The following is a 25115-nucleotide window of genomic DNA, read 5'->3' on the forward strand; positions in this document are numbered from 1 at the left end:
TTACTTTAATTTTTCAGATCGCGCTAGCTGTTCCACATTGGCTTCCTTCAATTGAGGATTATCCTTAATTACAGCTGGTGGATTAAATGCATAATAATGGTTTGAAGCAATTACAGACTGATCGCTCACATCGGTTGGATGCTCTAAAACCCAATCATCGGTATGTTTCTTCTCAAAACGACAAGTATTACAGATGAACTCATCTACCTCATCATACTCATCTTTTCTACCCGTCACACGAATAACATCGGTTCCCTTGTACCATAGTGTTACCTTTCCGGAACAAGTCGGACAATCACGATGTGCATCTACAGGTTTGGTAAACCATACTCTATTTTTAAAACGGAAGGTCTTATCCGTCAATGCCCCAACAGGACAAACGTCAATGACATTTCCGATAAAGTCATGATCTAAGGCATTCTCAATAAAAGTAGAGATTTCAGCGTGGTCTCCGCGATAGATGACGCCATGCTCACGTTGACCTGTGAGTTGGTTAGCTGTATACACGCAGCGGTAGCATAATATACATCTGTTCATGTGAAGCTGAATCTTATCGCCAAGGTCTACGCGATCAAATGTTCTTCTTTCGAATTCATAGCGCGTATTTACCGATCCATGCTCATAACCAAGGTCCTGTAACTTACATTCTCCCGCTTGATCACAAACTGGACAATCCAAAGGATGGTTGATTAACAGCATTTCCACCACTGCTTTTCTCGCCTCTACCACGTCTGGAGACGTAATATTCTGTACCTCCATACCGTCCATCACCGTTGTTCTACAAGAAGCAACAAGCTTAGGCATCGGGCGAGCGTCTTTCTCTGAACCCTTACTTACTTTTACCAGGCATGTGCGGCACTTACCGCCACTGCCTTCTAATTTAGAATAGTAACACATCGCTGGCGGTACAATATCCCCACCAATTTGACGTGCTGCATTCAATATAGTCGTTCCAGGATCCACTTCAATCGTGATTCCATCGATACTAACTTTAAACTTTTGAATTTCTTCTGCCATCGTCTCGATCTTTAAAATAGCTGCTACTGAGTCACCGGTTCTAATGGATCAGCATAATGAGCTAAACCATAGTTTCTTTGTTGAGACTCTTGCGGATTAAGAATATGCCATTCAAATTCATCTCTAAAGTGACGAATGGCGGCTGCCACCGGCCATGCCGCAGCATCCCCCAATGGACAAATAGTATTCCCTTCAATCCTACGTTGAATATCCCATAAAAGATCAATATCCTCTAAACTACCATTACCCGATTCTATCTTATAAAGTAGTTTTTCCATCCAACCCGTTCCTTCGCGACATGGTGAACATTGTCCACAGCTCTCATGTCTATAGAATCGCGTATAATTCCAGGTATTTCTCACAATACACTGATCTTCATCGAATGCGATAAATCCACCAGAACCCATGGCTGTTCCACTAATGAAACCTCCATCAGCTAAAGATTCATAGGTCATCAGACGAGGATTGCCGTTGATCGTCTTGGTTATTAGATTTGCGGGTAAAATAGGCACGGAAGAACCTCCTGCAACGACAGCTTTTAATCGCTTGCCGTTAGCAATTCCTCCACAATATTCATCCGAGAAGATAAACTCTTCAACCGGAAGCCCCATTTCGATTTCGTATACCCCAGGCTTTACTAAGTTTCCGGAAGCCGATATCAATTTGGTTCCCGTACTTCTTTCGATACCAATCTTCGCATACTCCTCGCCCCCATCATTAATAATAGGAACAGTTGCAGCGATAGATTCAACATTGTTTACAACGGTAGGACATCCATATAAACCAGCTACCGCAGGAAACGGAGGTTTAATGCGCGGATTACCGCGTTTCCCCTCTAAGGACTCCAGCAAAGCTGTCTCTTCGCCGCATATATAGGCTCCTCCTCCAGGCTGAACATAGATTTCTAAGTCATAACCCGTCCCAAGGATATTCTTTCCCAACCAACCCGCTTCTTTTGCCTCTTGAATCGCCTTTTCCATAATGCGAATCTGCGGCATCATCTCGCCACGGATATAGATATAGGAGGTATTTGCTCCTAATGCATAACTAGAAACAATCATACCTTCAAGCAAAGCATGAGGAATATGTGTCATTAAGAACCGGTCCTTAAAAGTACCTGGCTCAGACTCATCTCCATTACATACTAAATAACGTGGAACACCTTCCGGTTTTGCTAAAAAGCTCCATTTCATTCCTGTCGGGAATCCTGCACCACCACGACCACGAAGCCCTGATTTCTTTACTTCTTCCACAACATCTTCTGGAGACATAGTCTTCAAAGCCTTCTCAACAGCACGGTACCCACCCTTTTCCCGATAAACGGCAAGTGTATTGATACCTGGTACCTGTATATGTTCTAATAATAATTTACGTCCCATATGCTTAAGCCTCGCTTTTCGCTTTTTCCTTTAATTCGTTAATAAGCTTGTCTACGCTTTCCTCCGTTAGGTTTTCGTAGAATGTGTAGGAAGGACCAATCTGTAATACTGGCCCGAAGCCACAAGCTGCCAAACATTCTACGCCTCGCCACGAGAAAAGACCGTCCGCAGTAATCTCGCCTTCCTTAACGCCCAATGTTTTTTCAAGATGCCCCATGATTCTTTCTGCACCCACTAGGCAACAAGGCCCAGTACGGCATATCTCTAACAGGTACTTCCCTTGCGGTTGAAGCAAGAACATGGTATAGAAGGTTGCTACTTCGTAAACTTCAATCGGCTGAATATTTAAAAACAACGCTACTTTATCCATAGCATCCACACTCAACCATCCGTATTCTTCCTGAACTAAATGAAGTATAGGCAGAAGTGCAGACTTTTGTTTATCCGCGGGATATCGGCTCACTACATCTGAAAACTTGTTCAATAGTTCTGCCGAAAAATCGACAATAAGGTTTTCTTTAACACTAAGCATCTAATTCTCCTGCTATAACATTTAAACTACTCATATTAATAATCGCATCAGAAATCAACATGCCGCTGCTCATTGGAGCAAACATCTGGTAGTTGATGAAAGATGGTCTTCTAAAGTGCAAGCGATAGGGTGTTCTACCACCATCATGAACCAGATAAAATCCAAGTTCGCCATTTGCACCTTCCACAGCATGGTAAACCTCATCTTTTGGAGCATCCCATTCGCCCATCACAATCTTAAAGTGATAGATCAATGCTTCCATATTGGTGTACACCTGCTCTTTTGGTGGCAAATAAAAATCTGGAACATCCGCATGAAAAACGCCTTTCGGCTCTTTTTCAATCTTTTCCAAAGCCTGTTCGATGATACGCATCGATTGCCACATCTCTTCATTACGTACCATGTAGCGATCATATACATCTCCGTTGGTTCCTACCGGAACATCAAAATCAAATTCCTCATAGGAGCAATACGGCGAATGTGCTCTCACATCATAATCCACGCCAGTAGCTCTCAAAATCGGACCTGACCAACTGTAGCTCAACGCTTCTTCCGGAGTAACAGCCGCTACATTCGAAGTACGTTCAACGAAAATTCTATTTCTATCGAAAAGCTCTTGGAACTCCTTCAATACCGGAGGAAAACGAACCAGGAATTCTCTGATCTTTGCAAAGGCAACATCATTGAAATCACGCTCAAAACCGCCGATACGACCAATATTAGTCGTTAATCGAGCTCCACATATTTCTTCGTATATTTCATAAATAAACTCGCGCTCTTGCATCACATACAAGAAACCCGAGAAAGCACCTGTATCAACACCCAAAATACCATTACAAATGATATGATCGGCAATACGGGCAAGCTCCATCACGATAACGCGCATATACTGCACACGTTTTGGAATCTCAATATCCAACAGTTTCTCCACCGTCATGTGCCAGCCCATATTGTTAATAGGCGACGAACAATAGTTCAAACGGTCCGTTAAAGGCGTAATCTGATAAAAAGGGCGGTGCTCCGCAATTTTCTCGAAAGCACGGTGGATATAGCCAATGGTCGAAACACCACTTACAATTCGCTCGCCGTCGATTTGTACAACGTTCTGAAACACACCATGCGTAGCAGGGTGTGTAGGACCGATATTCAGGGTTATCAACTCGTCTTGAGGATCATTATCCTCGAAAACAGGGCTGTTTGTTGAAATACGGGTTATTGGTTTACTCATGATAGCGAATTCACTTAACGTCCAAAATAAAAGTCCTTCTTATCTACACGGTTCGGATCCTCTAATGGATATTCCTTACGCATAGGAAAAACACCTAAATCATCCATATTCAAAATTCTTCTTAAATCCGGATGACCTTCAAAATCAATCCCGAAGAAATCGTAGGTCTCACGCTCCATCCAATTTGCACCATTCCATAAAACAGTTGCAGATGGAATGCTTAGATTTTGCTTATCTAAAAACACTTTAATACGAACTCGAACATTGAATATCAAACTATGAACATGATAAACAACAGCAAATGCCTTTTCCAATTCCGGATAATGCACAGCCGTGATATCAGTCAAATAGATAAATTGCAGAGCATCATCTTCCTTCAGTAAACGAAGGACTTCAATAATATCTGCTTTATCTGTTACTATGGTTAGTAGGCCCTTCGGCTCTGCTACATGCAGAATCTTATCACCGAACTGCGCCTGTAGCTTTTCTAATACTTGCTGATTTGTCAACTTATCCATTGTCTGTCGCAATTCCGTATTTCTCCAAGAGTGCTTTATACTCCGGAGTATTCCTTCTGTTTAACGATTCATTTTTCACGATATCCTGAAGGCGCAACACGCCATCTAAGATTGCTTCAGGACGTGGAGGGCAACCTGGCACATAGACGTCAACAGGAATGATCTCATCGATCCCCTGCAAGACAGAATAGGTATCAAAGATACCACCGCTGGAAGCACATGCACCTACAGCAATAACCCAACGAGGTTCTGCCATTTGTGTATACACCTGCTTCAGTACTGGCGCCATTTTCTTAGCGATAGTTCCCATCACCAACAGCATATCGGCCTGGCGTGGAGAGAAACTCGGCCTTTCCGCACCAAATCGCGCTAAATCATATGTACTACCCATCGTAGCCATAAACTCGATCCCACAGCAGGAAGTCGCAAATGGAAGCGGCCATAGAGAGTTAGCACGCGCTAATCCAATGGCTTTATCCAACGTCGTTGCGAAAAATCCTGCACCTTCAACACCCGGAGGCGCATCTGATAAGGTAATATTGCTCATTTCAGTTTTTTTTTAAGGAAAGTTCAGATTAATCCCAATCCAAGGCTTTCTTCTTGATGATATAAATAAACCCTAATAACAGCAAGCCCATGAAAACAAACATTTCAACAAGACCCTGCCATCCGAACTCTCTGAAGTTCACTGCCCAAGGATACATGAATATAACCTCGATATCAAAAATCACGAATAGAATTGCGACCAAGAAGTATTTAATAGAGAAGGGCTGTCTGGCATTCCCAACAACCTCGACCCCTGACTCAAATGCGCCAAGTTTATTTTCAGTCCTAACCTTAGGACCAATAAGGTGCGTACCGATGATCGTCGTCACTCCAAACCCCACTGCTACAAATAATTGGATTAAAATGGGTAGATAATCGATTGGTGTGCTCTGACCTGCTAGTTCATTCATACCTTTAGCTTAAAGTTTATTAGTAGTCTAACAAAAATATAAAAATAAGTCATAAAAAAAAGGGACTCTTGTCACCAAAAGCCCCTTTTTGTTTATTTTGAATGATTATAAATTACTATTGATTTAGTACATCAACCATTTGTTTTGCGAATGGATCCTCTGCATTGATTTTCAACGATTCAGCAAAGTGAGTCTTCGCTTTAGCTGTATCACCTTTCAAATATGCATAGTAACCTAAGTAGTTATGAGCATCGCCAGCGTATGCTTTTTGAGCATCTGTCAAGTTTGTGCTAGCTGCAATCGCTGCTAATAACTCCGTAAATGAACCAACGAACAATCCTTTAGCGTTCTCCGCATCGTGAATCACGTTGTCTAAAGCTAATTCAGATAAGCCTTTGAAGTATAATGCATTCACTTTATACTTGTCAATAACCTCTTGTTTTGTCGCTTTAGCTACTAAATCCAATGATTTAACAGCCGATTCTAAGTGAGGTTTTGCCTCTTGGAATTTAGCCGCAACAACTTCTGGAGTAGCTTCGCCTTCTGGAACACTTACTAATTTCGATCCTACACCGTACTCTCCTGTACCCATGTAGTAGTTAGAATCGTAGTAGTAATCAGACTCTGGGTTTGAAGCTGGGAAAGCAAATAACTTTCTAGCAACTTCCTCTTCGCCATCTTGTAATTTAGCGAATGCAGTTTCTGCTACTTCCTCATCTAAGTTCTCATCTTCACTTTGTTTCGCGATAGCGATCTTAAGATCTGCATTTCCTTGAGCATCGTTACCTGCAATGATTTCATTCATCCCTTTGATTAAGTAGTCACGCGCGATTAAACGGCTAGTATCTACTTTAGAGAATAACTGATTCATATACTCTAAAGATTTTGCATAATCTTTATCCTGTAAGAATGAGATATATCCTAAGTAACGGAATACTTTCGCATCCACGCCTGCTTGATTCGATAACTGTTGAGAAACTGTTTTCAATTCATCGTAGTTACCCGAATAAACCAAGAAGTCAGCGTAACGTACTTTCGCGTCAAGGGAAGCATCACCTGTTAAAGACAAGTACTTTTTATAGTTTTCTACTGCCTTTTGGTTAATCTCACGATATTGATCTTCTGGTGCTTTCTTCGAAGATAAGTAGTATGTCTCCGCTAATTCACGGTAGATCGGACCATATTCAGGGTTCTCACCTGCTAGCGTCGTCAATTGCTCTAACACCACGTCATATGCTTGTGCACGACGAGAGATGATTGCCTGACCAATTTTAGGTGCCAATAACTTATCATTTAACGTTAAAGCGTCACGGTAAGCTACGTATGCTGGGCTACTCTCACGTAAACCTGCATAAGCATCTCCTAAAGCTGTAGGAACTAACGCGTCTTTAGGACCGCCTTCTTTCGCTTTTGTTAAATACTCAACCGCTTTTTTGTAGTCCGGTTTAGGAGCATCAATGTAAGCTCTACCGATGTAGTACAATGGTAAATAATCTTTCTTACCAAGGCCAGTTGTAGCTTCAGTAAATTTCGACTCAGCGCCAGCAACATTACCTTTTTCCAACTCAACAATACCCAATCCGACAACGTTTAATTTCTCTTTTGGAGCGTTTGTTACACCTTGTTGAAAAACATAAGCAGCCGAATCAATCTTATCATTCACTAAGTGAATTTGACCCAAATAAAAATAGTTCTCACCATCTTTCGCTTTTTTCTCTACTAGTTGCTGAAGCATGCCCTTAGCTTTATCATATTGCTCCGCTTCGATAGCAGCTTTTGCGTCTTTTAAACTTTGCGCACTCACTGTGCCTACAGCACCCGCTAACAAAAGACTTAAAAATAATTTGCTGTTTGTCATAATCTATTATTTACTCTTTGTTATAAACTAATTTATATTATCCCTAATAATAATTTCTCTACCTGGCATCGTCGCGGGCAGTAACCCCGACTTTAACACGATACGTTGCCCACGATCTCCTGTTAAGAATGCCGAAAATCCTATTCCTAATCCCAAATTGGGTTGATAGTTCAGAACGAAAAACTCCGACTTAAGCGGGTACTCATCAGTGGCAAATGTAGTCTGCGATGGCTTGAAATAACCACTTGAACCCTGTTTTTCGTCATTTTGAAGGCTTAAGATACGAATTTTATTTTCTTCTCCAAACTTCCTACGGTAATCTAAATATTGACCATAAGACATCGCCCCTATCGCATTGCTATTCTTCAATAGGTACTCGAAAACCTCTTCCGTATTCTTTAGCCCCTTTACTGAAACACCTGAAACCTTATCAATGTTTGTTAATTCTTTCACACGTCGCAGCGTACTTGAATTTACATTGTCGAAAACCAGCGTTTTGGACTTCAATTCCCCAGTCAACAATGAAGATAACGTTTTTAAATCCATCGAAGTATCCGCTTCAGCAATATTATTTACAAAAACTACGCCATCATAAAATATCGGATAAATTCTGGGCTTAATTGATCGCTGATCGAAACCCGCCCCCTCTTCCTTCGTCAATTGTCTCGCCAAAACAGCTAAGGCTGCATCTCCTTTTAATAAGGCATTGATGGCCTCACGCTCCGGCAGGGGTATCAGATTAACTTTCGCATTGACGTAGCTGTCCTTAAACACCTCCACTTGCTCCAACATAATCGGATAGATCGCTTCATCGACAATGACAGACATTTCACCCGTTAAGATATCATCTTTCGCTTCAGGTGCTTCCTTAGTAGCTTGGTCTCCACTCTCGCCCGACTTTCTTTGCGAACAGGATGCAACCATAGCAAATCCTAAGAAAAGCATAATAATACGATATATGCGATGCTTTTTCATATAACAATTAGATTGAAAAAATGCGCTAAGGATTAATTAATTCCTAAAATTATTTTGCCACAGACGAGCAAAACGCAAAAATGAATAAACAATTAGGAGCACGCCAAATAGCGTTTTATACGTCGGGTCGATTGGAATCGGGAAATTACCCCAGAATATAATCAGGATGCCCAATACGAAATAAAAGGCGAACATGACTAGTCCTAAAATGGACAGAAATCGCTGTGTGGGCGATTTCTGTCTAAAGTTATTTCTTGTTGAATGATTCGACATATCGAATTACATTTGTGACAAGTCTAAGCGCAAAGGAATAGAATAGCGTACAGGAACTGGACGACCGTTCTGAATACCTGGGCTCCATTTTTTAGATTTCTTAAGCGTATTGATCAATGCTTGACCAGTACCGTAAGATAAATCTCTGTTAATTTTGATGTCTGTTACATTTCCAGACTTATCGATTACAAAGGATGCTTCAACTGTTCCTTTTACCCCAGCATCAATCGCCGCTTGTGGATAAGAGTAATTGTTTTGTACCCATGTACGGAAGGCATTAACACCTCCTGGATATTCTGGTTGTACTTCGATGGCTTCGAAATCATATACTTTATTAGCATCACCACCTTCTACACCTTTTGTACTACCTGTAATCGCACCTTCCACTTTTTTCGGGCCGAACTCACCTGTAGGAACCCCAGCAGCGCCAGGTGTACCTTTCAATGTGATACGCGCAGGAGTAGCGTTTTTCTCTTTGATCTCTTCCTGAGATACAACTTCCTCTTTTACTTGTCTCGCATCAACAACCTTCGGCTCTGGGAAACGGATTAAGTCTTCCGCCGGTGGCTCTTCAGCAATACGTTGAGGAGGTGTTTCTTCTTCAGGAATTGGCTCTTCCTCTTCCTCAGGCTCAGGAATCTCTAAGTCCTCCAAGGTTACCTCAGTAACTACAGGAGCTTCCTCAACTTGTTTCTCAGGAAAAATCTTGATATCGAAAGCCTTTACGGCTACGAATAAAAGAACAACTGCCGATACAGAGAATAAAGCGATATTTGTTGCAACCGGTGCATACTTACGTAATGCATAAGCTCCATACTCTTTATTTCTATTCTCGAAAACGACGTCAAGCCATTCTTTCTTAAATAAATCTAGTTTTGAACCTATCATGTTTTTCCAATTTTTTTATCCTGAATATTAGTCGTTATAGATTCCATTAGATTTTAAAACTTCAACCTCCTCAGGCTTGATTTTAGAAATCATATAACGTTTAATATCCGTGATTTTCATTTCATCTAATATATCAACGAGATTACGTTGAACTGATTGATCACTTGGACGAATAACGACGATTAAGTCCTTACCCTGCGCTACCTTTGGAACTTGTGCTTTCTTCTCTAAAAGAATTTTACGAATTCCTTCTTTACTGTAATCAACTACAGTTGGAGGGGTAATCGGTTTTTCCAATTGACCATAATACCAGGCAATTTTGTTATCTGAGCCTAATAGCAAAGTGATTGAACGGTTATCCGCGATATCAATCTCTGGCTGTTTTTCGTTCCAGTCTTTGTTCTTATCAGGCATCGCAACGTCCATTGCTTGTGGCTTATTCAAAGATGTTGTAAGCATGAAGAAGGTAATTAGAAGGAACGCTAGATCCACCATCGCGGTTAAATCTACACGGCCTCCGTTTTTCTTCGACCTTACCTTACCACCTTTTTTGCCACCACCGGAGTCTTGATTTAATTCTGCCATTTTACCTTATTAATTTTCCTGACGTAAACCGGTAACAAAACTAAATTTGTTCTGCTTTTGATTTCTCAGGGTTTCAATGATCAAATTCATTATTGAATATTTCTCCTCAGCGTCTGCTTTGATTGCCACTTTCATCGGTCCCGGATCCGTCCAGTTTTTAACTTTAGTCTCTTGGTCACGATTAAATTCTACCGTAGCTAGACGAGCTTGCTGTACCCATTGGTACAACTCGTTTGAATTCGCTTCCGTACTATCCACAGGAATACCTGGTTGGATATCTTCCGTACGTTTATCATTCTCTAGCGAAAGTAGGGCACGCAAATTCTTGATAGGAACACCGAACTCGTCTAATCCTTTAAACTTCTCATAATCTTCGTCCGAGAATCCGATGCCGTATTTTGCAGACATGTTCTTTAAAGTTATTTTTCTAACTTCTGGGTTTTTCACCCCAAAGAACACTTTTCCTTTGTTACCCACTGTAATTACTGATAAGTTATCATCTGGTAACTTGTCCAGTGTAGTCGACGCAGGCGTATCTACTGGCATTACTTCTGGCTGACGCGCAGTTGCAGTCAATACGAAGAAAGTAAGAAGTAAGAAAGACACGTCACACATCGCCGTCATGTCGATGGTGGTACTGGCTCTTTTTACTTTTGCTTTTCCCATTTCTTTACTTCTTTAAATGAATACTCTATTTCGTTCTATTATAATGATGATTAACAGTTGAACATTCCATAAAAAATTTTCAACTTTTTTAAATCATCTTATTTGTGGTTCGCAGCGTATGTTTGTACGATTGAGAAACCAGCCTCGTCGATAGAGTAAGTTAATGTATCGATCTTAGAAGTTAAGATGTTGTAGAAAATAATAGCGATAGTTGATGTACCGATACCTGTAGCCGTATTGATTAGGGCCTCAGAGATACCGTTTGCTAATTTAGCTGAATCTGGAGCACCACCTGTTGCCAATGCCGAGAAGGCCTTGATCATACCTGTTACTGTTCCTAATAGACCTGTTAAGGTACCGATAGATACTAATGTTGCGATAACTGTCAAGTTTTTCTCTAACATTGGCATCTCTAATGTTGTAGCCTCTTCAATCTCTTTTTGGATAGCTAATACTGATTTCTCAGTGTCTAATCCTGGATGTGCTTCAACATCTTTGTATTTTAATAAACCAGCTTTGATTACGTTTGCAACAGAACCTTTTTGTTTGTCACACTCTTGAATAGCGGTATCAATGTTACCAGCTCTTAATAAACCTTGTACTTTTCTTACAAAGTTTCCTACATTTCCAGTTCCAGAAGCTTTACCGATAACGATGAAGCGCTCGATTGAAAAAACCCATACCATTAAGAATAATCCAAGAAGAACTGGTACTACGTATCCAGCGTGGTAAACCATCCCGAAATAGTTACCTGGTTTTGGTTGGTTCTCTGGGTTGTTGTCGATAAAGTTGTTAGGATCACCCATTACAAACTTGTAAACCAAGAAACCAATGATTAAACAAATGATAATTGCTAAACTCGCAAATAAATTACCCGCATTGCCACTGTCTTGTTTAGCTGGGGCTGTTGTAGTTTTTGGTGCGTTTGCCATTTTTACTAATTTTTAGATTTTTTACTGTTGTTTAATTATTAAGTTAAATTCAATTTAATGCAATCCAAATGCCGTTATATTACATTAATTCAAAACAAATATAGCATTTTATGTTAAAAACAAAATTAATTTGAAGATATCTGATTGTACACCTTTTTGAGGTCTGTTATGTTTTCATTGATATGCTTCAGCAGTCTCCAATCAATGCCTACTCTCTTGTATTACATAACGGTTGAATATTCCTGTCATATTTTTTACAATGAAAACCATTTTTTTTTTGATATGCAAATTATCAAATCGTTAAATGTTAAAATTAAGTGAGCATTCACTCACAAAGAGCTAGTGTCAAATCACTGTCATCGAGCAGAGCCTCTAGACTATTTCTTTGTTTTTTAGCCCTTTAGCAAAGATTAAATCCCTTAACCACCAAATCCCTTGACTTGATATCCCTCCGACTGCAAATATTGGATTATTTTGTCCTTAAACTCACCTTGTATCAATATCTCGCCATCCTTAGCACTCCCACCAACACCGCATTTCTGCTTCAAAACCCTCGCTAAAACGTCTAAATCATCCTGCGAACCAATAAACCCCGTGATTAAAGTGACCACCTTTCCCTTTCTTGCCTTCCGGTCCAAACCCACTTTCAACTTCTGCTTCGAATTGGGCAAAGTTTCTGCCTCCTCCTGATTATCCGACTCTACATACGAGAAATCGTCCGACGTCGAATACACAATTCCTTCAAAACGTTGCTTTTTCTGCTTGCTCATCTCTTAACATATTATATTTAACGCGCGTTCCATCACTTCTATTTCAATTCGCTGCCCTAATTCTTTCGGTTCACCATCTAAATGCACCGGATCTTTCCCCTCTTGCTCAATAACGATATGTTTTCCCGGGATGATCTCGACATATTCGGACTGATCCGCCGTCTTATTAAAAAGATGAAAAATCATCATCGGTAAGGTGTAAAGCGGAAACTTATGGACAATACATACATCCAATAAACCATCCGTAATCGACGCATTCGGAGCAATGTAGGCATTATTGCCATACTGCGGAGAGTTAGCAACGGAAATCATGAAAGCTTCTCGCTCATATTCTTCCCCATCGATTGTCAATTTATATTTCTTTGGTTTATACTTGCTCAATACATTGATTGCCGTCCGTAGATAGCCTACTGGCCCTCGAAAGGTCTCATTCGCAAATTTATCACTTACGGAAGCATCGAAGCCTAAACCCGCAATGTTAAAAAAACGATCCTCCCCCACCTTAGCACAATCAACCGCAACCGAATCAAAGCGATTTAATCGACGTAATGCCGCAGATTCATTCATAGGAATACCTAAATACAAGGCCAAGCCATTACCAGAACCCTCCGGAATGATGCCCAATGGCGTATCGGTACCCGCCAATGCAGAACCGATCTCGTTGATCGTTCCGTCTCCGCCCACCGCAATCACCGCATCATACTTTTCTTCTATTGCTTGAGTTGCTAGTTCATAGGCGTGATTTACATGATTCGTCGTCTTAAAAGTAGGCTCGAATCGAGTGAGATCCAGCACCTCTAAAACCTGTTTATTGAACGCTGTTTTCTTCTTACCTCCTGATATTGGGTTCACTACAAACAGAATGCGTTTTTTTGTCATTTCAATATCTAAATTCTGCTAAAGATAATAATTTGAACGAAATACTTTTTAAATATTGCAAAGTATCGTAGCTTTGTGCCACACAAAATGTGGACTGATTTGCATTTTGCATTATTATAATGTAAATGGGAGATTGCAACCACAGTAAAAAAGTGCTAAAACTATCTTTATCCGTGTTTTTCCACTCGCTGTAAAGTCTTTTTCCCCCAATTCGTTTGAATATTTATGGCATATTTATTTACTTCCGAATCTGTATCTGAAGGACATCCAGATAAAATCGCAGACCAAATTTCGGACGCTCTAATTGACAACTTCTTAGCATGGGACGAAGATTCTCGTGTCGCAATTGAAACCCTGGTAACTACCGGACAGGTAGTATTAGCTGGTGAGGTAAAATCTAAGATATACTTAGATGTACAAAAGATCACTAGGCAGGTAATTGAGAAAATCGGCTATACCAAGTCGGAATATATGTTCGAGGCAAACTCCTGCGGAGTTCTATCAGCGATTCATGAGCAATCAGCAGATATTAACCAAGGCGTTGATCGAATCAACAAACAAGAGCAAGGCGCAGGCGACCAGGGTATCATGTTCGGTTATGCGAATAATGAAACAGATAACTACATGCCTTTGGCGTTAGATATCTCGCACCGTTTGTTGTATGAGCTTGCAGCACTTCGTCGTGAAAATAAAGAAATCACCTATTTACGCCCTGACGCAAAGTCGCAAGTTACCTTAGAATACGACGACAATCACCAACCTATCCGCATCGACACGATTGTGATCTCGACACAGCATGATGACTTCGCTTCGGAAGCAGAAATGCAGGAAAAAATTAAAACAGATATCGTTAATATTCTGATCCCACGCGTTAAAGCACAATTGAAACCAGAACTTCAAGCTTTATTCAACGCAGAAATAAAATACCATATCAACCCAACTGGAAAATTTGTCATCGGTGGACCTCATGGCGATACAGGCTTGACAGGCAGAAAGATTATCGTTGATACCTATGGTGGTAAAGGTGCGCACGGTGGCGGTGCATTCTCCGGAAAAGATCCTTCAAAAGTTGACCGTTCCGCAGCTTATGCTACCCGTCATATCGCTAAAAACTTAGTGGCTGCCGGTGTTGCAGATGAAATATTGGTGCAGATTTCCTACGCGATCGGCGTAAAAGATCCAATGGGCATTTATGTAAATACCTATGGCACATCCAAAGTCAACAAAACGGATGGCGAAATTGCTGAAGTGATTGCGCAGCTATTCGACATGACTCCATACGGCATTGAAACAAGATTAGGTTTAAGAAATCCGATCTACGCTGAAACAGCTGCTTATGGACATATGGGAAGAACACCAAAAACCGTAACTAAAACGTTCGAAAACTCGAATGGTGAATCAAAAACAATGGAAGTTGAGTTGTTCACTTGGGAGAGATTAGATTATGTTGATAAAGTAAAAGCTGCTTTTGGAATCTAAAAGAAGCATAACAATAAATAAGAAAGGCTGCATCAGGTGCAGCCTTTCTTATTTATATAGAAATTTCTATTCTCCAATCTTTGCTGAAGCTGTAGGAATCTGGCGATCTACTTTCTTTACTAAGCCTTGTAAAACAGTACCTGGACCAACTTCAACGAAGCTTTCCGCACCATCGGCCAACATCGTCTGTATCGTTTGAGTCCATCGAACAGCACCTGTTAATTGCGCGATTAAGTTTTCTTTAATAGCTACTGGATCTTGATACGGAAGTGCATCCACATTTTGATAGATCGGACATACAGGAACTTGAATCTCCACGTCCAGAATAGCATCCTGTAATTCCTTTTTTGCTAGCTCCATTAAAGGTGAGTGGAATGCTCCACCTACGTTTAATTTAAGCGCACGTTTCGCTCCAGCCTCCAATAATAACTCACAAGCCTTATCAACACCGGATACAGAACCTGAAATGACCAATTGTCCTGGGCAGTTATAGTTTGCAGGAACAACGATATCGTCAACCTCTGCACATTTCTCCTCAACAATAATATCCTCTAATCCTAAAATCGCGGCCATTGTTCCTGGCTCAGCCTCCGTCGCCTTCTGCATCGCATTAGCGCGCTTTGCAACCAAACGCAAACCATCCTCAAAAGTTATTGCACCAGCAGCAACCAATGCCGAAAACTCACCTAAAGAGTGTCCTGCAACCATAGCTGGTTTAAAGTCGTCGCCCAATGCTTTAGCTAAAATAACCGAATGTAAGAAAATAGCAGGTTGTGTTACTTTCGTTTGTTTAAGGTCTTCTTCTGTTCCATTGAACATGCTATCCGTAATGCGGAAACCTAAAATATCATTAGCTCTTTCGAACAAGGCCTTCGTTTCTTCATTTAAATTGTACAAGTCCTGGCCCATGCCAACAAACTGAGCTCCCTGTCCTGGGAAAATATAAGCTGTCTTCATATGGAATTCTTTATTTAGCAAATATAAAAATAAGTTAATCTTCGGGCACAAAAGTCAATGAGGATAATTTATCGTCCGCAAATAGGTCTTGGGAAATTCCATGGATCTCTCCCACCGTAACGGCATCAATCTTATCAAAAACCTCTTGTAATGAAATAACACGATCGTAATCCAACAGATTTTTGGCCTCGGCAATAATCATGCTCATCCGATTCTCCTCCGCCAATGCGATCTGTCCTTTGAATTTTGTCTTCGCCCGTTCGAGAAAACTGGCGCTCAGCGGTTGCTCTTTCAGCTTATTCAACTCTTTATGGATCAGTTTCAGCGCTCGCTCTGCCTTTTCCTCGTCCGTGCCGAAATAAATACTGAACAACCCGGTATCACTATACAGCGTATAGTTGGACTCGATGGTATAGGCAATACCGTATTTCTCACGAATATTTAGATTTAGAATGGAAGCCATTCCAAAGCCCCCTAAGAGACTATTTAATAAAAGTAGGCCTGTCTTCCGATCATCGTATATGCTGTAAGCTCTGCTGCCTAGAACGCAGTGCACTTGATTAATAGGTCTTTCCAGCTCCACTTTTGTGGCTTTCCCAAAAGAAAGTTCTTCTCTAGCATGATCCCACTCATATACCTGCACCTGCCCAAATAGCTTATTCGCCAACTTTAATACCTTCTTTTCATCATAATCCCCCGCAATGGCAATAACCATTTTTGAGGTAGCATAATGCTGGGCGATAAAGGTCTTGATGTCATCCTGTACAATTCCTTTTAAATCGTCTTCTACGCCCAAGATATTATGGCCTAGTCCAGAACCTTTAAAAATTAGGTCTTCGAAATCATCCATAATCGATTCCTCCGGACTATCCAGGTAGGACGCCATCTCATCCAAGATTACCCCTTTCTCCTTCTCCATTTCATCCTCCGGAAAAAGCGAGTGGAAGATGATATCTTCAAACAAATCCAGCGCTCTATCCAAATATGGATTTAAAAAGGATGCCTGTATACAGGTATATTCTTTGGTCGTATAGGCATTGAGGTCTCCCCCAACCGCCTCCAATCGATTTAATATCTGGTTCGTCGAACGACGCTCTGTTTTCTTAAATAAAAGATGTTCAATAAAATGTGCTGTACCGAACTTCCCCATCTGCTCATGCCTCGACCCCACATCCACAATCAAACACGCATGCGTAATCGACGACGCCTGCGGATGTAATAATATCCGCAAACCATTATCAAGCTGGAAAATTTTATGATCCATAGTTAGTGCAAAGGTAGGGAAATAGTAGTTAGTATTTAGTACTTAGTATAAAGACCTATAGCGTAATATCCTGTCAATCCTAACATCTTCCTTTCTTGGTTCAAAACAACACGCCTGATCCTATCAATCCTTACATCCTTCCTTTCTTGGTTCAAAACTACACGCCTGATCCTGTCAATCCTTGCATTCTTCCTTTCCTTGTTCAAGAGAACTCTCTCTTCCTGTTTAATCCAAAAAATCAAAATAGTACTTAGTATTCCCACCCTAGGTCTAACTACTAAGTAATAAATACTAACTACTAACCAAAAAAGCGGCCCCAATATTCTTGGAAGCCGCCTGTTTTCATAGGTGTTTAATATGTTTACATTCTTGGTCTACGCATACCGCCGTGGCCCATATTGTCCTCGACTGGTGCTATACCAGAGAATTTCTGTAGTTTAAAGGTGAAGGTCAGCATAAAGTAGCGACCTAAGCGGTTCGTCTGTCTATCCAATAACATGCTCTCCTGAACAGTTCTGGATAGGTTCGTTTGCTCATTCAATAAGTCAAATGCCTGTAGGCGTACCGTTCCACGTTGCCCTTTCAATAGCTTCTGTTCGATATAAGTATTGATGATGAACGGATTGGCACTTGTTAATGGACCGTAGCCTGAGTTGAACGACTTCGACAAGTCGGCACCAAAAATCGTTGTCGGCGTAATATTTACCGATCCGATTAGCGTAGGCGTCCAGGTAGATACGTTATTGTTGTTGGTACCCATGCTATTTCTAGTATGGTTGAAGGCATAACGAACGCCCGGGTTGATCTCTAAATTCTCAGAAGGGTTATAACGGAACATCAAACCTTGGTTAAATACCCAGTTATTGGCAATATTCTTCGTCCCTGTCGTTTCTTCTAGGTCCTGAGATATATATGAGATGTTCTTATTGTATGAAACCCCCCCCATCAACATGATGTTGTAGGTTTTCTCTTTCAGCGATTTTCCATAATGGTAGAATGAACTCACATTGTACACAGGATCCGACTCATTCAAATACTGCGTCTGAGAAATCATACCCAAATTTTCAATTCTCTGTCTTTTCACATAAGAAACAATACGATCGGTCGTCAAGTTACCATTCATCATTGCAAAGAAGGTATTACCCTTTTGGAAGTCCCCTGAACGGTATCTCATCATCACGCGATGTCTGAACTCCGGATTCAAGTTCGGGTTACCATAGGTAATATTCGTTGAGCTATTTCCAACCGCATAAGGAAGAATCTGGTTTAACGTAGGCTCATTCGATTGTCCTGAATAATTGATGCTGATGTTCTTCTGACGAGAGAACTTGTACTCAAATCTCGCAATTGGCATCCAGTTTAAATTTGTACGATCGATCACTGCGCTAGCATCATCGCTGGAAGCATCTCCCAACATTTTGGATGGCTGTACTGCAGCACCTAAGGAATATTTGATCTTATCATTCTCGTAGGCGTAGCTTGCACCAAAACGATGTGTAGTGAAGGAATAATCCTGATCGTAATGATAGTTCAACATACGTTCCGCAGTGTTCGGCAATACATTGTCAGCCGCATCAAAAGCATCTTGATATTGTTTATTATCGTAATTGTTCTTGTTGAAATCGTACGAAATCTCGATTTTACCGTGTTGCGAAATAGGCTCCAGATAGGATAAACTAGCACCTGCATTCCAGCTTTTATTATTCAATTCTTGAACCGTGCGCTCATAGATCTCGCCCAGTGTAGAGCCCTGTTCATTCGGATCGTTGATTAAACGCTCAAGTATACCTTGATAGTCTTTCGAAGTTGAGGCATTATCGTAGTTAAAGTTCATGAACAAGTTGCGCCCTTTATCACTTAATTTACGATTGTACAATCCACTGATACCAAAGCGCGGTGCATCGCTGAACGAGCCTTCAGTGCGCGTATCAGAGTTATCCAACAGCCCATTCTCGTCGAAAAATCTACCAAAGGAAGAAGAGTTGGCATCCGTGCCGTTGAATCCAAATTGCGGGGTAATCTTCACATAATCCTTGTCGGAGATATTCCATTCCAAATTACCTTCGAAACGATGGCTCGACAGGATGTTGTTGGCCGTAGAATCAGAATATTGATCCTGCGTTCCATTTTCTACAAAATATTGCGTCAAGCTGTTTGTCAAAAGGTCATTATCATCGCGACCGTATGAGTAGCTACCATATACTTTCAACTTATCCGAGAAGTCGTGACGAATGTTGACCCCGATGGAACCGGCATTCGTAAGTCCGGAAGCACCTCCAAACATACCGCCTCCGCGGCCGCCACCACCGCCCATACGACGACGTGCACCACCTCCCATAGTATTGAAGTCAAATAAAGGAGCATTGATGTTATTCAAGTTTCCTAGAACAGAAACCTGTGATTTATCAGTCATACCCATCCACATTCCGGTAGCCTGATAACGATCTTCCGTACCATAACCTGCACGAAGCGTCGTCATATAGCCCTTATTGTATTTGGGATCGATTTGAATATTGATGATCTTCTCCGAATCGCCCGATTTATTACCGGTGATATTTGCCATATCACCATAGTCGTCTACCACTTGGATTTTCTCGATAATATTCGCTGGAAGGTTCTGCGTTGCAGTTTTCACATCGCCACCAAAGAAATCCTTTCCATTGATACGAACTTTGGTCACCTGCTCGCCCTGAGCCGTTACATTTCCGTCCTTATCAACCTCAACGCCTTGTAATTTCTTCAAAGCATCTTCAGCAACAGATCCTTCGCGAAGTTTTAAGTCTTTTGTGGAGTACTCTACTGTATCTCCCTTTACTTGCACGGTCAATACACCTTGCACAACAACTTCCTCAATCATGTTCGAATTCACTTTCAACATGAAGGTCGGAACGCGAACTTCAGTCTGTCCCTCTGGAAAGTCTACTTCCTTCTCGGAAGCATCAAATCCAAGGCTGCTTACGCGTATCTTAAATTTTTGCGCTTTCACATTTTCGAAGGTATAAAACCCCGCCTGTGAGGAGCTGGTGCCCATCGAATCAGCATCCGCGATTAATCTTACTGATGCACCGGAAATAGGTCTCGACTCCGTGTCGAGCAACATTCCCTGCACGACCCTTTTCGTTTGTGCATAGCCTGTTGTGCCCATAGCAAGCAAACAAACAAATAAAAAGGCTCTTACAATTCTATCCATATATTGTGTTTTTCTAAGTCTCATTCAATGGTCCGACAATCCAAATCTCCGTTTTTGCAGCATAAGGAATGCGAACCGTCGGTGTCGAAGGCACTCCATAGATACCCCTATTCTGTTGGGGCCTATTGCGCAATGCCTTCTGCAATATTGCATATTGATTATTCAGCTGTACTTGAATCGCTACGGTCTGCTTTGGATCTTTTAAGCCAATCGCATCAATAGGGATCTTTGCCTCATAAATCAGTTCGTTATCCGGGGTCAATTTCGCAATCGCCTGTACGCCATAGGTATTTTCAAAAGACAACAAGCCATCAACGATGCGTTGAAACCCTTTGACACCATAGCCACGACTACGCTTGATTAATTCCTCACGGACATTCATGTTTTCATAATTGTCATCTTGCCGTATCGCGCGACGAGATTCGCTATCCGGTATCGGAAAAACCAATGCCGCCCCCTCTTTCTTCTTTCCGTCCTTATTAACGTTGATAATAAAGCCATTCCGCACGGCTTCATATTGCAGCATCTCGTTCTTTACCTTGATCGCCGCGTATATAAAGTCCGCATCGTTGCTGACCGCAAAACTCCAGCTGGAGTCCTGATCCATCGGCGTCAATTTATCCGTCCATTCCGCCAGATCAGCATCTATTGTAACAGGAAATGTAGGCACTAAGCGGTATTCTTCCTTTTTCTTCCGCTGCGCAAAAACACTCGCACATACGAAAACTAACAGGGTACAAATAATCGTTCTTTTCATGAGTCTATTTTGTAAGCTTTTTTGACATTAGAATACTCAAAATAGTTTACTCTGCCTATATTTCAATGCAAAGAAAATTATAAGAAGTGTAAATAAATGTAAACGAAGATGGATAACAGAGAAGTTACATTTGAGGATAGATATTAGATTTTAGATATGAGACAACAGACCTATGACGGATTATAATAGTTCGTTTTTTGTCTTGAACCAGGAAGGGACGGTTGTTTTGAATCAGGAAAAAAAGGATAATAGGATTGACAGGATTCTGCTAATCCTATTATCCTTCCTCCCCTGGTTCGAGACAATATCATCTTTTCTTTCTTGGTTCAGACTAGATATCAGACATTAGATTTTAGACCTACTCTAATATCTAATGTCTGATATCTAATGTCTAAACCTTATCTTTACCCCCATGGAAAACCCTTCATGCTTATTATCGACTTTTCAGCGGGATTTCATAGAGGCTGGATGTGATGAGGCTGGACGAGGATGTCTTGCAGGGCCGGTTTTTGCGGCGGCAGTAATCTTTCCGCCGGATTATCACAATGCGGTATTAAACGATTCGAAGAAATTATCAGAAAAAAAGCGCATGGCCTTACGGCCTATTATTGAGCAGGAGGCGCTAGCCTTTGCAGTTGCTTCGGTATCGGCGGCGGAGATTGACAAGATCAATATCCACAAAGCATCCTACTTAGCCATGCATAAGGCGATAGACCTGTTGAAACTGAAACCCGAATATCTTATTATAGATGGGAATAAGTTTATCCCTTACCCCGACCTTCCATATAGCTGTATCGTCAAAGGCGATGGGAAGTACCTTTCTATCGCGGCGGCTTCGATCTTAGCGAAAACCTACCGTGATGAGTATATGGACAATCTGGCGATTGATTTTCCGGACTACGATTGGTTGCAGAACAAAGGCTATCCTACAGTAAAGCATCGAGACGCAGTAATACGCCTCGGCTTGACGCCACACCATAGAAAAACCTTCAGAGTTTCGGATCCGCAATTGGCCTTATTCTGAAGGTTTAATAAAAAAATCTTATAATATGACTTAGCTTGCTTTAACGGCAGGCTTCTTTTTGTTGTGCTTATAGCCCATCCATGCCGCAAATCCTAAACCGATCACCAAAATAACCGAGGCTATTAAAGAGATGATATTCGAGATACGCATCGACTCTGGCGCGAATACAAATTCAACCTTATGATTTCCGCCCGGTAGTTTTAATCCACGTAAAACATAATCCGCACGAATGATTGGCGCTTCTTCTCCATCAATATATGCTTTCCAACCTTTATCATAGAAGATTTCCGAGAACACTGCGAATCCTTCAGTAGGCGTGCTGTATTCATATTTCAACGTATCCGGATGGTAAGATACTAGGTTAATTTGCGCATTTGGCGAATTAGCAATTCCTTTGTCGTTGAATTGGTTCTTGAATCCCTCATTTACCACCGCCTCTTTACGAGGATCGATGTTTCCTAATGTGCTCATTTCCTCGTTATTGCTCTTCACGAAGGTCACCTTGTCTACAAACCAGGCATTCCCTAACGCTGAACTACGACGCTGAATACGATCTGAATTGTTAGAAGGGTCTTTTGTGATGACATAACGAACGTTCAACATATCCAAAACATCTTCGTTGAGCGTGTTATTAAACTGATTTTCAATCAGCTCCTGAAAACGCATCAATTTGGCAGCATGGTACCCGCCGATACTCTTATGGAAGTATGACGCACTTGCATCCTGGAACGGGCTAGTCGTTAAATCGAATACACGGTACGACAAATCTTTATCCATATGGATCAATTGATCGACCTCACGCTCCGGAATAGGCTTGTCATAAATGCTCTTGTCGACAAATGCATCGTTATTTAAATAACGCTTGTCTACCGTCCATAGGTCAACCAAGGTAATTACTGCGATTGCCGCAATTAAGATGGTCGCTGAAAGTTTTTTCTTTACGAATGCCCAAACCAAGCCAATCGTCAAAGCTACGATGAGGAACGAACGCCAAGCATCCTTCGATGCTAAGTCTGCACGGTCTTTCAATAAAGCATTCGACAAATCGTTTGCAATATTCTGGTCTTGCACCATTTGCTGCAGCTGCGCAACGTATTGCTGATGCTGAGAGGTACGTAAGTCTAGTATACTCGGCATCAAGGCAACTAATAGACAGACCGCAGCAACAGCGCCACCCGTATAAAGAATTGTTTTATCGAGTTTCGGAATCTCAGATCCGCGAACGATTAATTCGTTGATTGCCAATACCGCAAGTATCGGGATCAATACTGCCGGAATCACCAAGATCGATTCAACCGCTCTAAACTTGTTGTACATCGGGAAATAATCGAAGAACAAGTCCGAGATTAATGGGAAATGTCTACCAAAGGATAGCAATATCGCTAAAACCGTAGCGGTTAGTATCCACCATTTTAGACGGTTTTTAACGATAAACAAACCTAATATTGCAAGAAAGACAATACCTGCACCAAAATACCACGGTCCTGATGTAAAGGATTTCTCGCCCCAATAGGTCGGGAAGTAGCTTCTTGCCATCTGAACAGCTTCGGCTTGTGGCGCGCCAACTTTCGTTAAGGCTTTTACCACATTTGATTTCTCATCCAATACGCCTGAAGAACGACCCCCATAAGCATTCGGAATAAGGAACGTGATGTTCTCACCGATACCCTGGCTCCAAGCATAAGCGTACTCTTTATCTAATCCGGATCCTGCATTTCCTGAATCATCGGTTTTCGTTAGATTCGATTTACCGCGGATGGTTTCTTTCGCATACTCGTAGGTAGGAAATAATACCGACGCATTAACCAATACCGCCAACACGACACCGATCAGCTGTAATACCGAGGCTTGTATGAATTTGTTGATTTTCTTATCACGGATAGCATAGTACAGCTCAAATCCTACTAAAACTAAGATACAAAGGAACAGGTAGTAAGTAATCTGCACGTGGTTTGCGCGAAGCTCCAAGGCCAAGAATAGCGCTAGGAGCGACGGTCCCCAAAAGCGGCTCCCGCGATAACATAAGATAACAGACGCTATGATAGGCGCCATATAGGCGATCGCATAGGCCCTACTGAGGTGCCCCGCTTCGACGTAAATAATATTATAGGACGAAAAGGCAATGGCTATTGCACCTAAGGCGGCGAGCCATGGCCGTATCTTCAATACACTAAATAGGAAATATCCCCCCAATAAAAAGAGCAATAACACATCCGATGGAGGAGGAAAAACCGCCCGAATCGCAGGTCCTATATGGGTCGTTAGGTTATTAGCATGATCATACCATATCTGATAAGTCGGCATACCGCCAAACATGGAGTTTGTCCACAAAGGTGTCTTCCCGTCCTTTTCTTTGTAATCGAAGATTTCCTTCTGGCTGCCTCTAGCTTGCATCACATCATGCTGTAACAACGTTTTCCCTTGCCACACCGGTGTAAAGTAGAATACAACCAACAGAAGGAAGATCCCTATGACAGATAGGTGATTCGCGTTTTCCTTAAACCAATTTTTCATTTAATGTATAGGATTATTGATATAGCCCCAAAAATATAGAATTGATTTCAATTATTGAGAACTAATTTGAGGTTAGATTTTAGACATTAGATAGGAGACATTAGCGTATGGTCGCTAGCCTGCTTGTTTCTTTTCTTGAAGTTGCGATAGATTTTAGTATAGAATCCTATGAGTCTGCTTCTGCTTAAAACCATTGTAAAGCCCTTTCAAACCCAATGCATAACCCAATCAAAGCCGCTCTGAAAGGGGTTTGATTGGGTTATGCATTGGGTAGTATATAGTAGTGAGTAGTTAATAGTTAGTAGTTAGTACTTAGTAGTTAGTAATTAGACCTAGGGCGGCAATAGTATTTAGTAGTTAGTACTTAGTAGTTAGACCCAATCCTGTCAATCCTTGCATCCTTTTTTTCCTGGTTCAAGACGAACGTTCCATTCCTTTCAAAACAAAAACATCCTTCCCTTCCTTCCAAAACAA

Annotated in this window: 22 protein-coding genes; 2 read left to right on the forward strand and 20 right to left on the reverse strand. The window is 41.4% G+C overall.

All coding sequences use genetic code 11. The annotated features are described in order from the left end of the window. From QYC40_RS17730 to QYC40_RS17800, 15 genes are all read right to left on the reverse strand, one after another. Positions 1 to 1017 carry a 2Fe-2S iron-sulfur cluster-binding protein gene (locus QYC40_RS17730; RefSeq protein WP_301991569.1) on the reverse strand — a complete coding sequence of 339 codons (1017 nt, stop codon included), beginning with the start codon at positions 1015 to 1017 and terminating at the stop codon, positions 1 to 3. A 23-nt stretch (positions 1018 to 1040) separates the two neighbouring features. After that, positions 1041 to 2396, reverse strand: a complete 1356-nt coding sequence (gene nuoF, locus QYC40_RS17735) for an NADH-quinone oxidoreductase subunit NuoF (RefSeq protein ID WP_301991570.1) — start codon at positions 2394 to 2396, stop codon at positions 1041 to 1043. A 4-nt stretch (positions 2397 to 2400) separates the two neighbouring features. Next, complete coding sequence (nuoE, locus tag QYC40_RS17740) at positions 2401 to 2928, reverse strand: NAD(P)H-dependent oxidoreductase subunit E (RefSeq protein ID WP_301991571.1); 528 nt, start codon at positions 2926 to 2928, stop codon at positions 2401 to 2403. Next, positions 2921 to 4156: an NADH-quinone oxidoreductase subunit D gene (locus QYC40_RS17745; protein ID WP_301991572.1), complete on the reverse strand. Its 1236-nt coding sequence runs from the start codon at positions 4154 to 4156 to the stop codon at positions 2921 to 2923. The genes nuoE and QYC40_RS17745 overlap by 8 nt, the downstream gene beginning before the upstream one ends. A 14-nt stretch (positions 4157 to 4170) precedes the next feature. Then, a complete protein-coding gene (locus QYC40_RS17750) occupies positions 4171 to 4674 on the reverse strand; it encodes an NADH-quinone oxidoreductase subunit C (protein WP_301991573.1) in 504 nt (167 codons plus the stop codon). Beyond that, positions 4667 to 5221 carry an NADH-quinone oxidoreductase subunit B gene (locus QYC40_RS17755; protein ID WP_149527482.1) on the reverse strand — a complete coding sequence of 185 codons (555 nt, stop codon included), beginning with the start codon at positions 5219 to 5221 and terminating at the stop codon, positions 4667 to 4669. Before QYC40_RS17755 ends, QYC40_RS17750 begins: the two co-directional genes overlap by 8 nt. Positions 5222 to 5249: 28 nt before the next feature. Continuing rightward, on the reverse strand, positions 5250 to 5630 hold the full coding sequence (locus tag QYC40_RS17760) for an NADH-quinone oxidoreductase subunit A (protein ID WP_301991575.1): 381 nt from the start codon (positions 5628 to 5630) through the stop codon (positions 5250 to 5252). 115 nt (positions 5631 to 5745) lie between these two features. After that, positions 5746 to 7488, reverse strand: coding sequence for a tetratricopeptide repeat protein (locus tag QYC40_RS17765; RefSeq protein ID WP_301991577.1), 1743 nt, complete (start codon positions 7486 to 7488; stop codon positions 5746 to 5748). A 27-nt stretch (positions 7489 to 7515) separates the two neighbouring features. Continuing rightward, complete coding sequence (locus QYC40_RS17770) at positions 7516 to 8463, reverse strand: PstS family phosphate ABC transporter substrate-binding protein (RefSeq protein ID WP_301991578.1); 948 nt, start codon at positions 8461 to 8463, stop codon at positions 7516 to 7518. A 279-nt stretch (positions 8464 to 8742) separates the two neighbouring features. Beyond that, positions 8743 to 9624, reverse strand: coding sequence for an energy transducer TonB (locus QYC40_RS17775; RefSeq protein WP_301991579.1), 882 nt, complete (start codon positions 9622 to 9624; stop codon positions 8743 to 8745). A 27-nt stretch (positions 9625 to 9651) separates the two neighbouring features. Next, entirely contained in the window at positions 9652 to 10209 is a 558-nt protein-coding gene (locus QYC40_RS17780) for a biopolymer transporter ExbD (protein WP_149527488.1), read from the reverse strand. Between the two features lie 9 nt (positions 10210 to 10218). Next, positions 10219 to 10875: a biopolymer transporter ExbD gene (locus QYC40_RS17785; RefSeq protein WP_301991580.1), complete on the reverse strand. Its 657-nt coding sequence runs from the start codon at positions 10873 to 10875 to the stop codon at positions 10219 to 10221. Positions 10876 to 10973: 98 nt separating this feature from the next. Continuing rightward, positions 10974 to 11807, reverse strand: a complete 834-nt coding sequence (locus tag QYC40_RS17790; RefSeq protein ID WP_149527490.1) for a MotA/TolQ/ExbB proton channel family protein — start codon at positions 11805 to 11807, stop codon at positions 10974 to 10976. A 419-nt stretch (positions 11808 to 12226) separates the two neighbouring features. Beyond that, positions 12227 to 12577, reverse strand: coding sequence for a translation initiation factor (locus tag QYC40_RS17795; RefSeq protein WP_301991581.1), 351 nt, complete (start codon positions 12575 to 12577; stop codon positions 12227 to 12229). Between the two features lie 3 nt (positions 12578 to 12580). Further along, on the reverse strand, positions 12581 to 13456 hold the full coding sequence (locus tag QYC40_RS17800; protein WP_301991582.1) for a diacylglycerol kinase family protein: 876 nt from the start codon (positions 13454 to 13456) through the stop codon (positions 12581 to 12583). A gap of 225 nt (positions 13457 to 13681) precedes the next feature. On the opposite strand from QYC40_RS17800, the gene metK reads away from it, so the two are divergent. Beyond that, a complete protein-coding gene (gene metK / locus QYC40_RS17805; RefSeq protein WP_301991583.1) occupies positions 13682 to 14935 on the forward strand; it encodes a methionine adenosyltransferase in 1254 nt (417 codons plus the stop codon). 66 nt (positions 14936 to 15001) lie between these two features. Here metK and fabD read toward each other — a convergent pair whose 3' ends face one another. From fabD to QYC40_RS17825, 4 genes are all read right to left on the reverse strand, one after another. Next, on the reverse strand, positions 15002 to 15892 hold the full coding sequence (gene fabD / locus QYC40_RS17810) for an ACP S-malonyltransferase (RefSeq protein WP_301991584.1): 891 nt from the start codon (positions 15890 to 15892) through the stop codon (positions 15002 to 15004). Between the two features lie 34 nt (positions 15893 to 15926). Next, positions 15927 to 17156, reverse strand: coding sequence for a pitrilysin family protein (locus QYC40_RS17815; protein ID WP_301991585.1), 1230 nt, complete (start codon positions 17154 to 17156; stop codon positions 15927 to 15929). 361 nt (positions 17157 to 17517) lie between these two features. After that, positions 17518 to 20346: an outer membrane beta-barrel protein gene (locus QYC40_RS17820; RefSeq protein ID WP_301991586.1), complete on the reverse strand. Its 2829-nt coding sequence runs from the start codon at positions 20344 to 20346 to the stop codon at positions 17518 to 17520. A 13-nt stretch (positions 20347 to 20359) separates the two neighbouring features. Then, the gene (locus QYC40_RS17825; RefSeq protein WP_301991587.1) at positions 20360 to 21103 is read right to left on the reverse strand and encodes a hypothetical protein; all 744 of its coding nucleotides are present in this window, start codon (positions 21101 to 21103) and stop codon (positions 20360 to 20362) included. 412 nt (positions 21104 to 21515) lie between these two features. Here QYC40_RS17825 and QYC40_RS17830 point away from each other — a divergent pair, with 412 nt between their 5' ends. Beyond that, a complete protein-coding gene (locus QYC40_RS17830; RefSeq protein WP_301991589.1) occupies positions 21516 to 22127 on the forward strand; it encodes a ribonuclease HII in 612 nt (203 codons plus the stop codon). A 30-nt stretch (positions 22128 to 22157) separates the two neighbouring features. Here QYC40_RS17830 and QYC40_RS17835 read toward each other — a convergent pair whose 3' ends face one another. Then, positions 22158 to 24641 (reverse strand): YfhO family protein, encoded by a 2484-nt coding sequence (locus QYC40_RS17835; RefSeq protein WP_301991591.1) that lies wholly within the window; start codon positions 24639 to 24641, stop codon positions 22158 to 22160. Between the last annotated feature and the right edge of the window lie 474 nt (positions 24642 to 25115).

The sequence above is a fragment of the Sphingobacterium sp. BN32 genome (assembly GCF_030503615.1).
Lineage (GTDB): Bacteria > Bacteroidota > Bacteroidia > Sphingobacteriales > Sphingobacteriaceae > Sphingobacterium.

Bases quoted from the DNA above. Each gene is read 5' to 3' on its own strand.
- QYC40_RS17770 (WP_301991578.1), bottom strand. From the start codon at position 8,463: ATGAAAAAGCATCGCATATATCGTATTATTATGCTTTTCTTAGGATTT.
- QYC40_RS17775 (WP_301991579.1), bottom strand. From the start codon at position 9,624: ATGATAGGTTCAAAACTAGATTTATTTAAGAAAGAATGGCTTGACGTC.
- QYC40_RS17765 (WP_301991577.1), bottom strand. From the start codon at position 7,488: ATGACAAACAGCAAATTATTTTTAAGTCTTTTGTTAGCGGGTGCTGTA.
- metK (WP_301991583.1), top strand. From the start codon at position 13,682: ATGGCATATTTATTTACTTCCGAATCTGTATCTGAAGGACATCCAGAT.
- QYC40_RS17795 (WP_301991581.1), bottom strand. From the start codon at position 12,577: ATGAGCAAGCAGAAAAAGCAACGTTTTGAAGGAATTGTGTATTCGACG.
- fabD (WP_301991584.1), bottom strand. From the start codon at position 15,892: ATGAAGACAGCTTATATTTTCCCAGGACAGGGAGCTCAGTTTGTTGGC.
- QYC40_RS17820 (WP_301991586.1), bottom strand. From the start codon at position 20,346: ATGGATAGAATTGTAAGAGCCTTTTTATTTGTTTGTTTGCTTGCTATG.
- QYC40_RS17755 (WP_149527482.1), bottom strand. From the start codon at position 5,221: ATGAGCAATATTACCTTATCAGATGCGCCTCCGGGTGTTGAAGGTGCA.
- nuoE (WP_301991571.1), bottom strand. From the start codon at position 2,928: ATGCTTAGTGTTAAAGAAAACCTTATTGTCGATTTTTCGGCAGAACTA.
- QYC40_RS17815 (WP_301991585.1), bottom strand. From the start codon at position 17,156: ATGGATCATAAAATTTTCCAGCTTGATAATGGTTTGCGGATATTATTA.
- QYC40_RS17800 (WP_301991582.1), bottom strand. From the start codon at position 13,456: ATGACAAAAAAACGCATTCTGTTTGTAGTGAACCCAATATCAGGAGGT.
- QYC40_RS17835 (WP_301991591.1), bottom strand. From the start codon at position 24,641: ATGAAAAATTGGTTTAAGGAAAACGCGAATCACCTATCTGTCATAGGG.
- QYC40_RS17830 (WP_301991589.1), top strand. From the start codon at position 21,516: ATGGAAAACCCTTCATGCTTATTATCGACTTTTCAGCGGGATTTCATA.
- QYC40_RS17790 (WP_149527490.1), bottom strand. From the start codon at position 11,807: ATGGCAAACGCACCAAAAACTACAACAGCCCCAGCTAAACAAGACAGT.
- QYC40_RS17750 (WP_301991573.1), bottom strand. From the start codon at position 4,674: ATGGATAAGTTGACAAATCAGCAAGTATTAGAAAAGCTACAGGCGCAG.
- QYC40_RS17760 (WP_301991575.1), bottom strand. From the start codon at position 5,630: ATGAATGAACTAGCAGGTCAGAGCACACCAATCGATTATCTACCCATT.
- nuoF (WP_301991570.1), bottom strand. From the start codon at position 2,396: ATGGGACGTAAATTATTATTAGAACATATACAGGTACCAGGTATCAAT.
- QYC40_RS17730 (WP_301991569.1), bottom strand. From the start codon at position 1,017: ATGGCAGAAGAAATTCAAAAGTTTAAAGTTAGTATCGATGGAATCACG.
- QYC40_RS17780 (WP_149527488.1), bottom strand. From the start codon at position 10,209: ATGGCAGAATTAAATCAAGACTCCGGTGGTGGCAAAAAAGGTGGTAAG.
- QYC40_RS17785 (WP_301991580.1), bottom strand. From the start codon at position 10,875: ATGGGAAAAGCAAAAGTAAAAAGAGCCAGTACCACCATCGACATGACG.
- QYC40_RS17745 (WP_301991572.1), bottom strand. From the start codon at position 4,156: ATGAGTAAACCAATAACCCGTATTTCAACAAACAGCCCTGTTTTCGAG.
- QYC40_RS17825 (WP_301991587.1), bottom strand. From the start codon at position 21,103: ATGAAAAGAACGATTATTTGTACCCTGTTAGTTTTCGTATGTGCGAGT.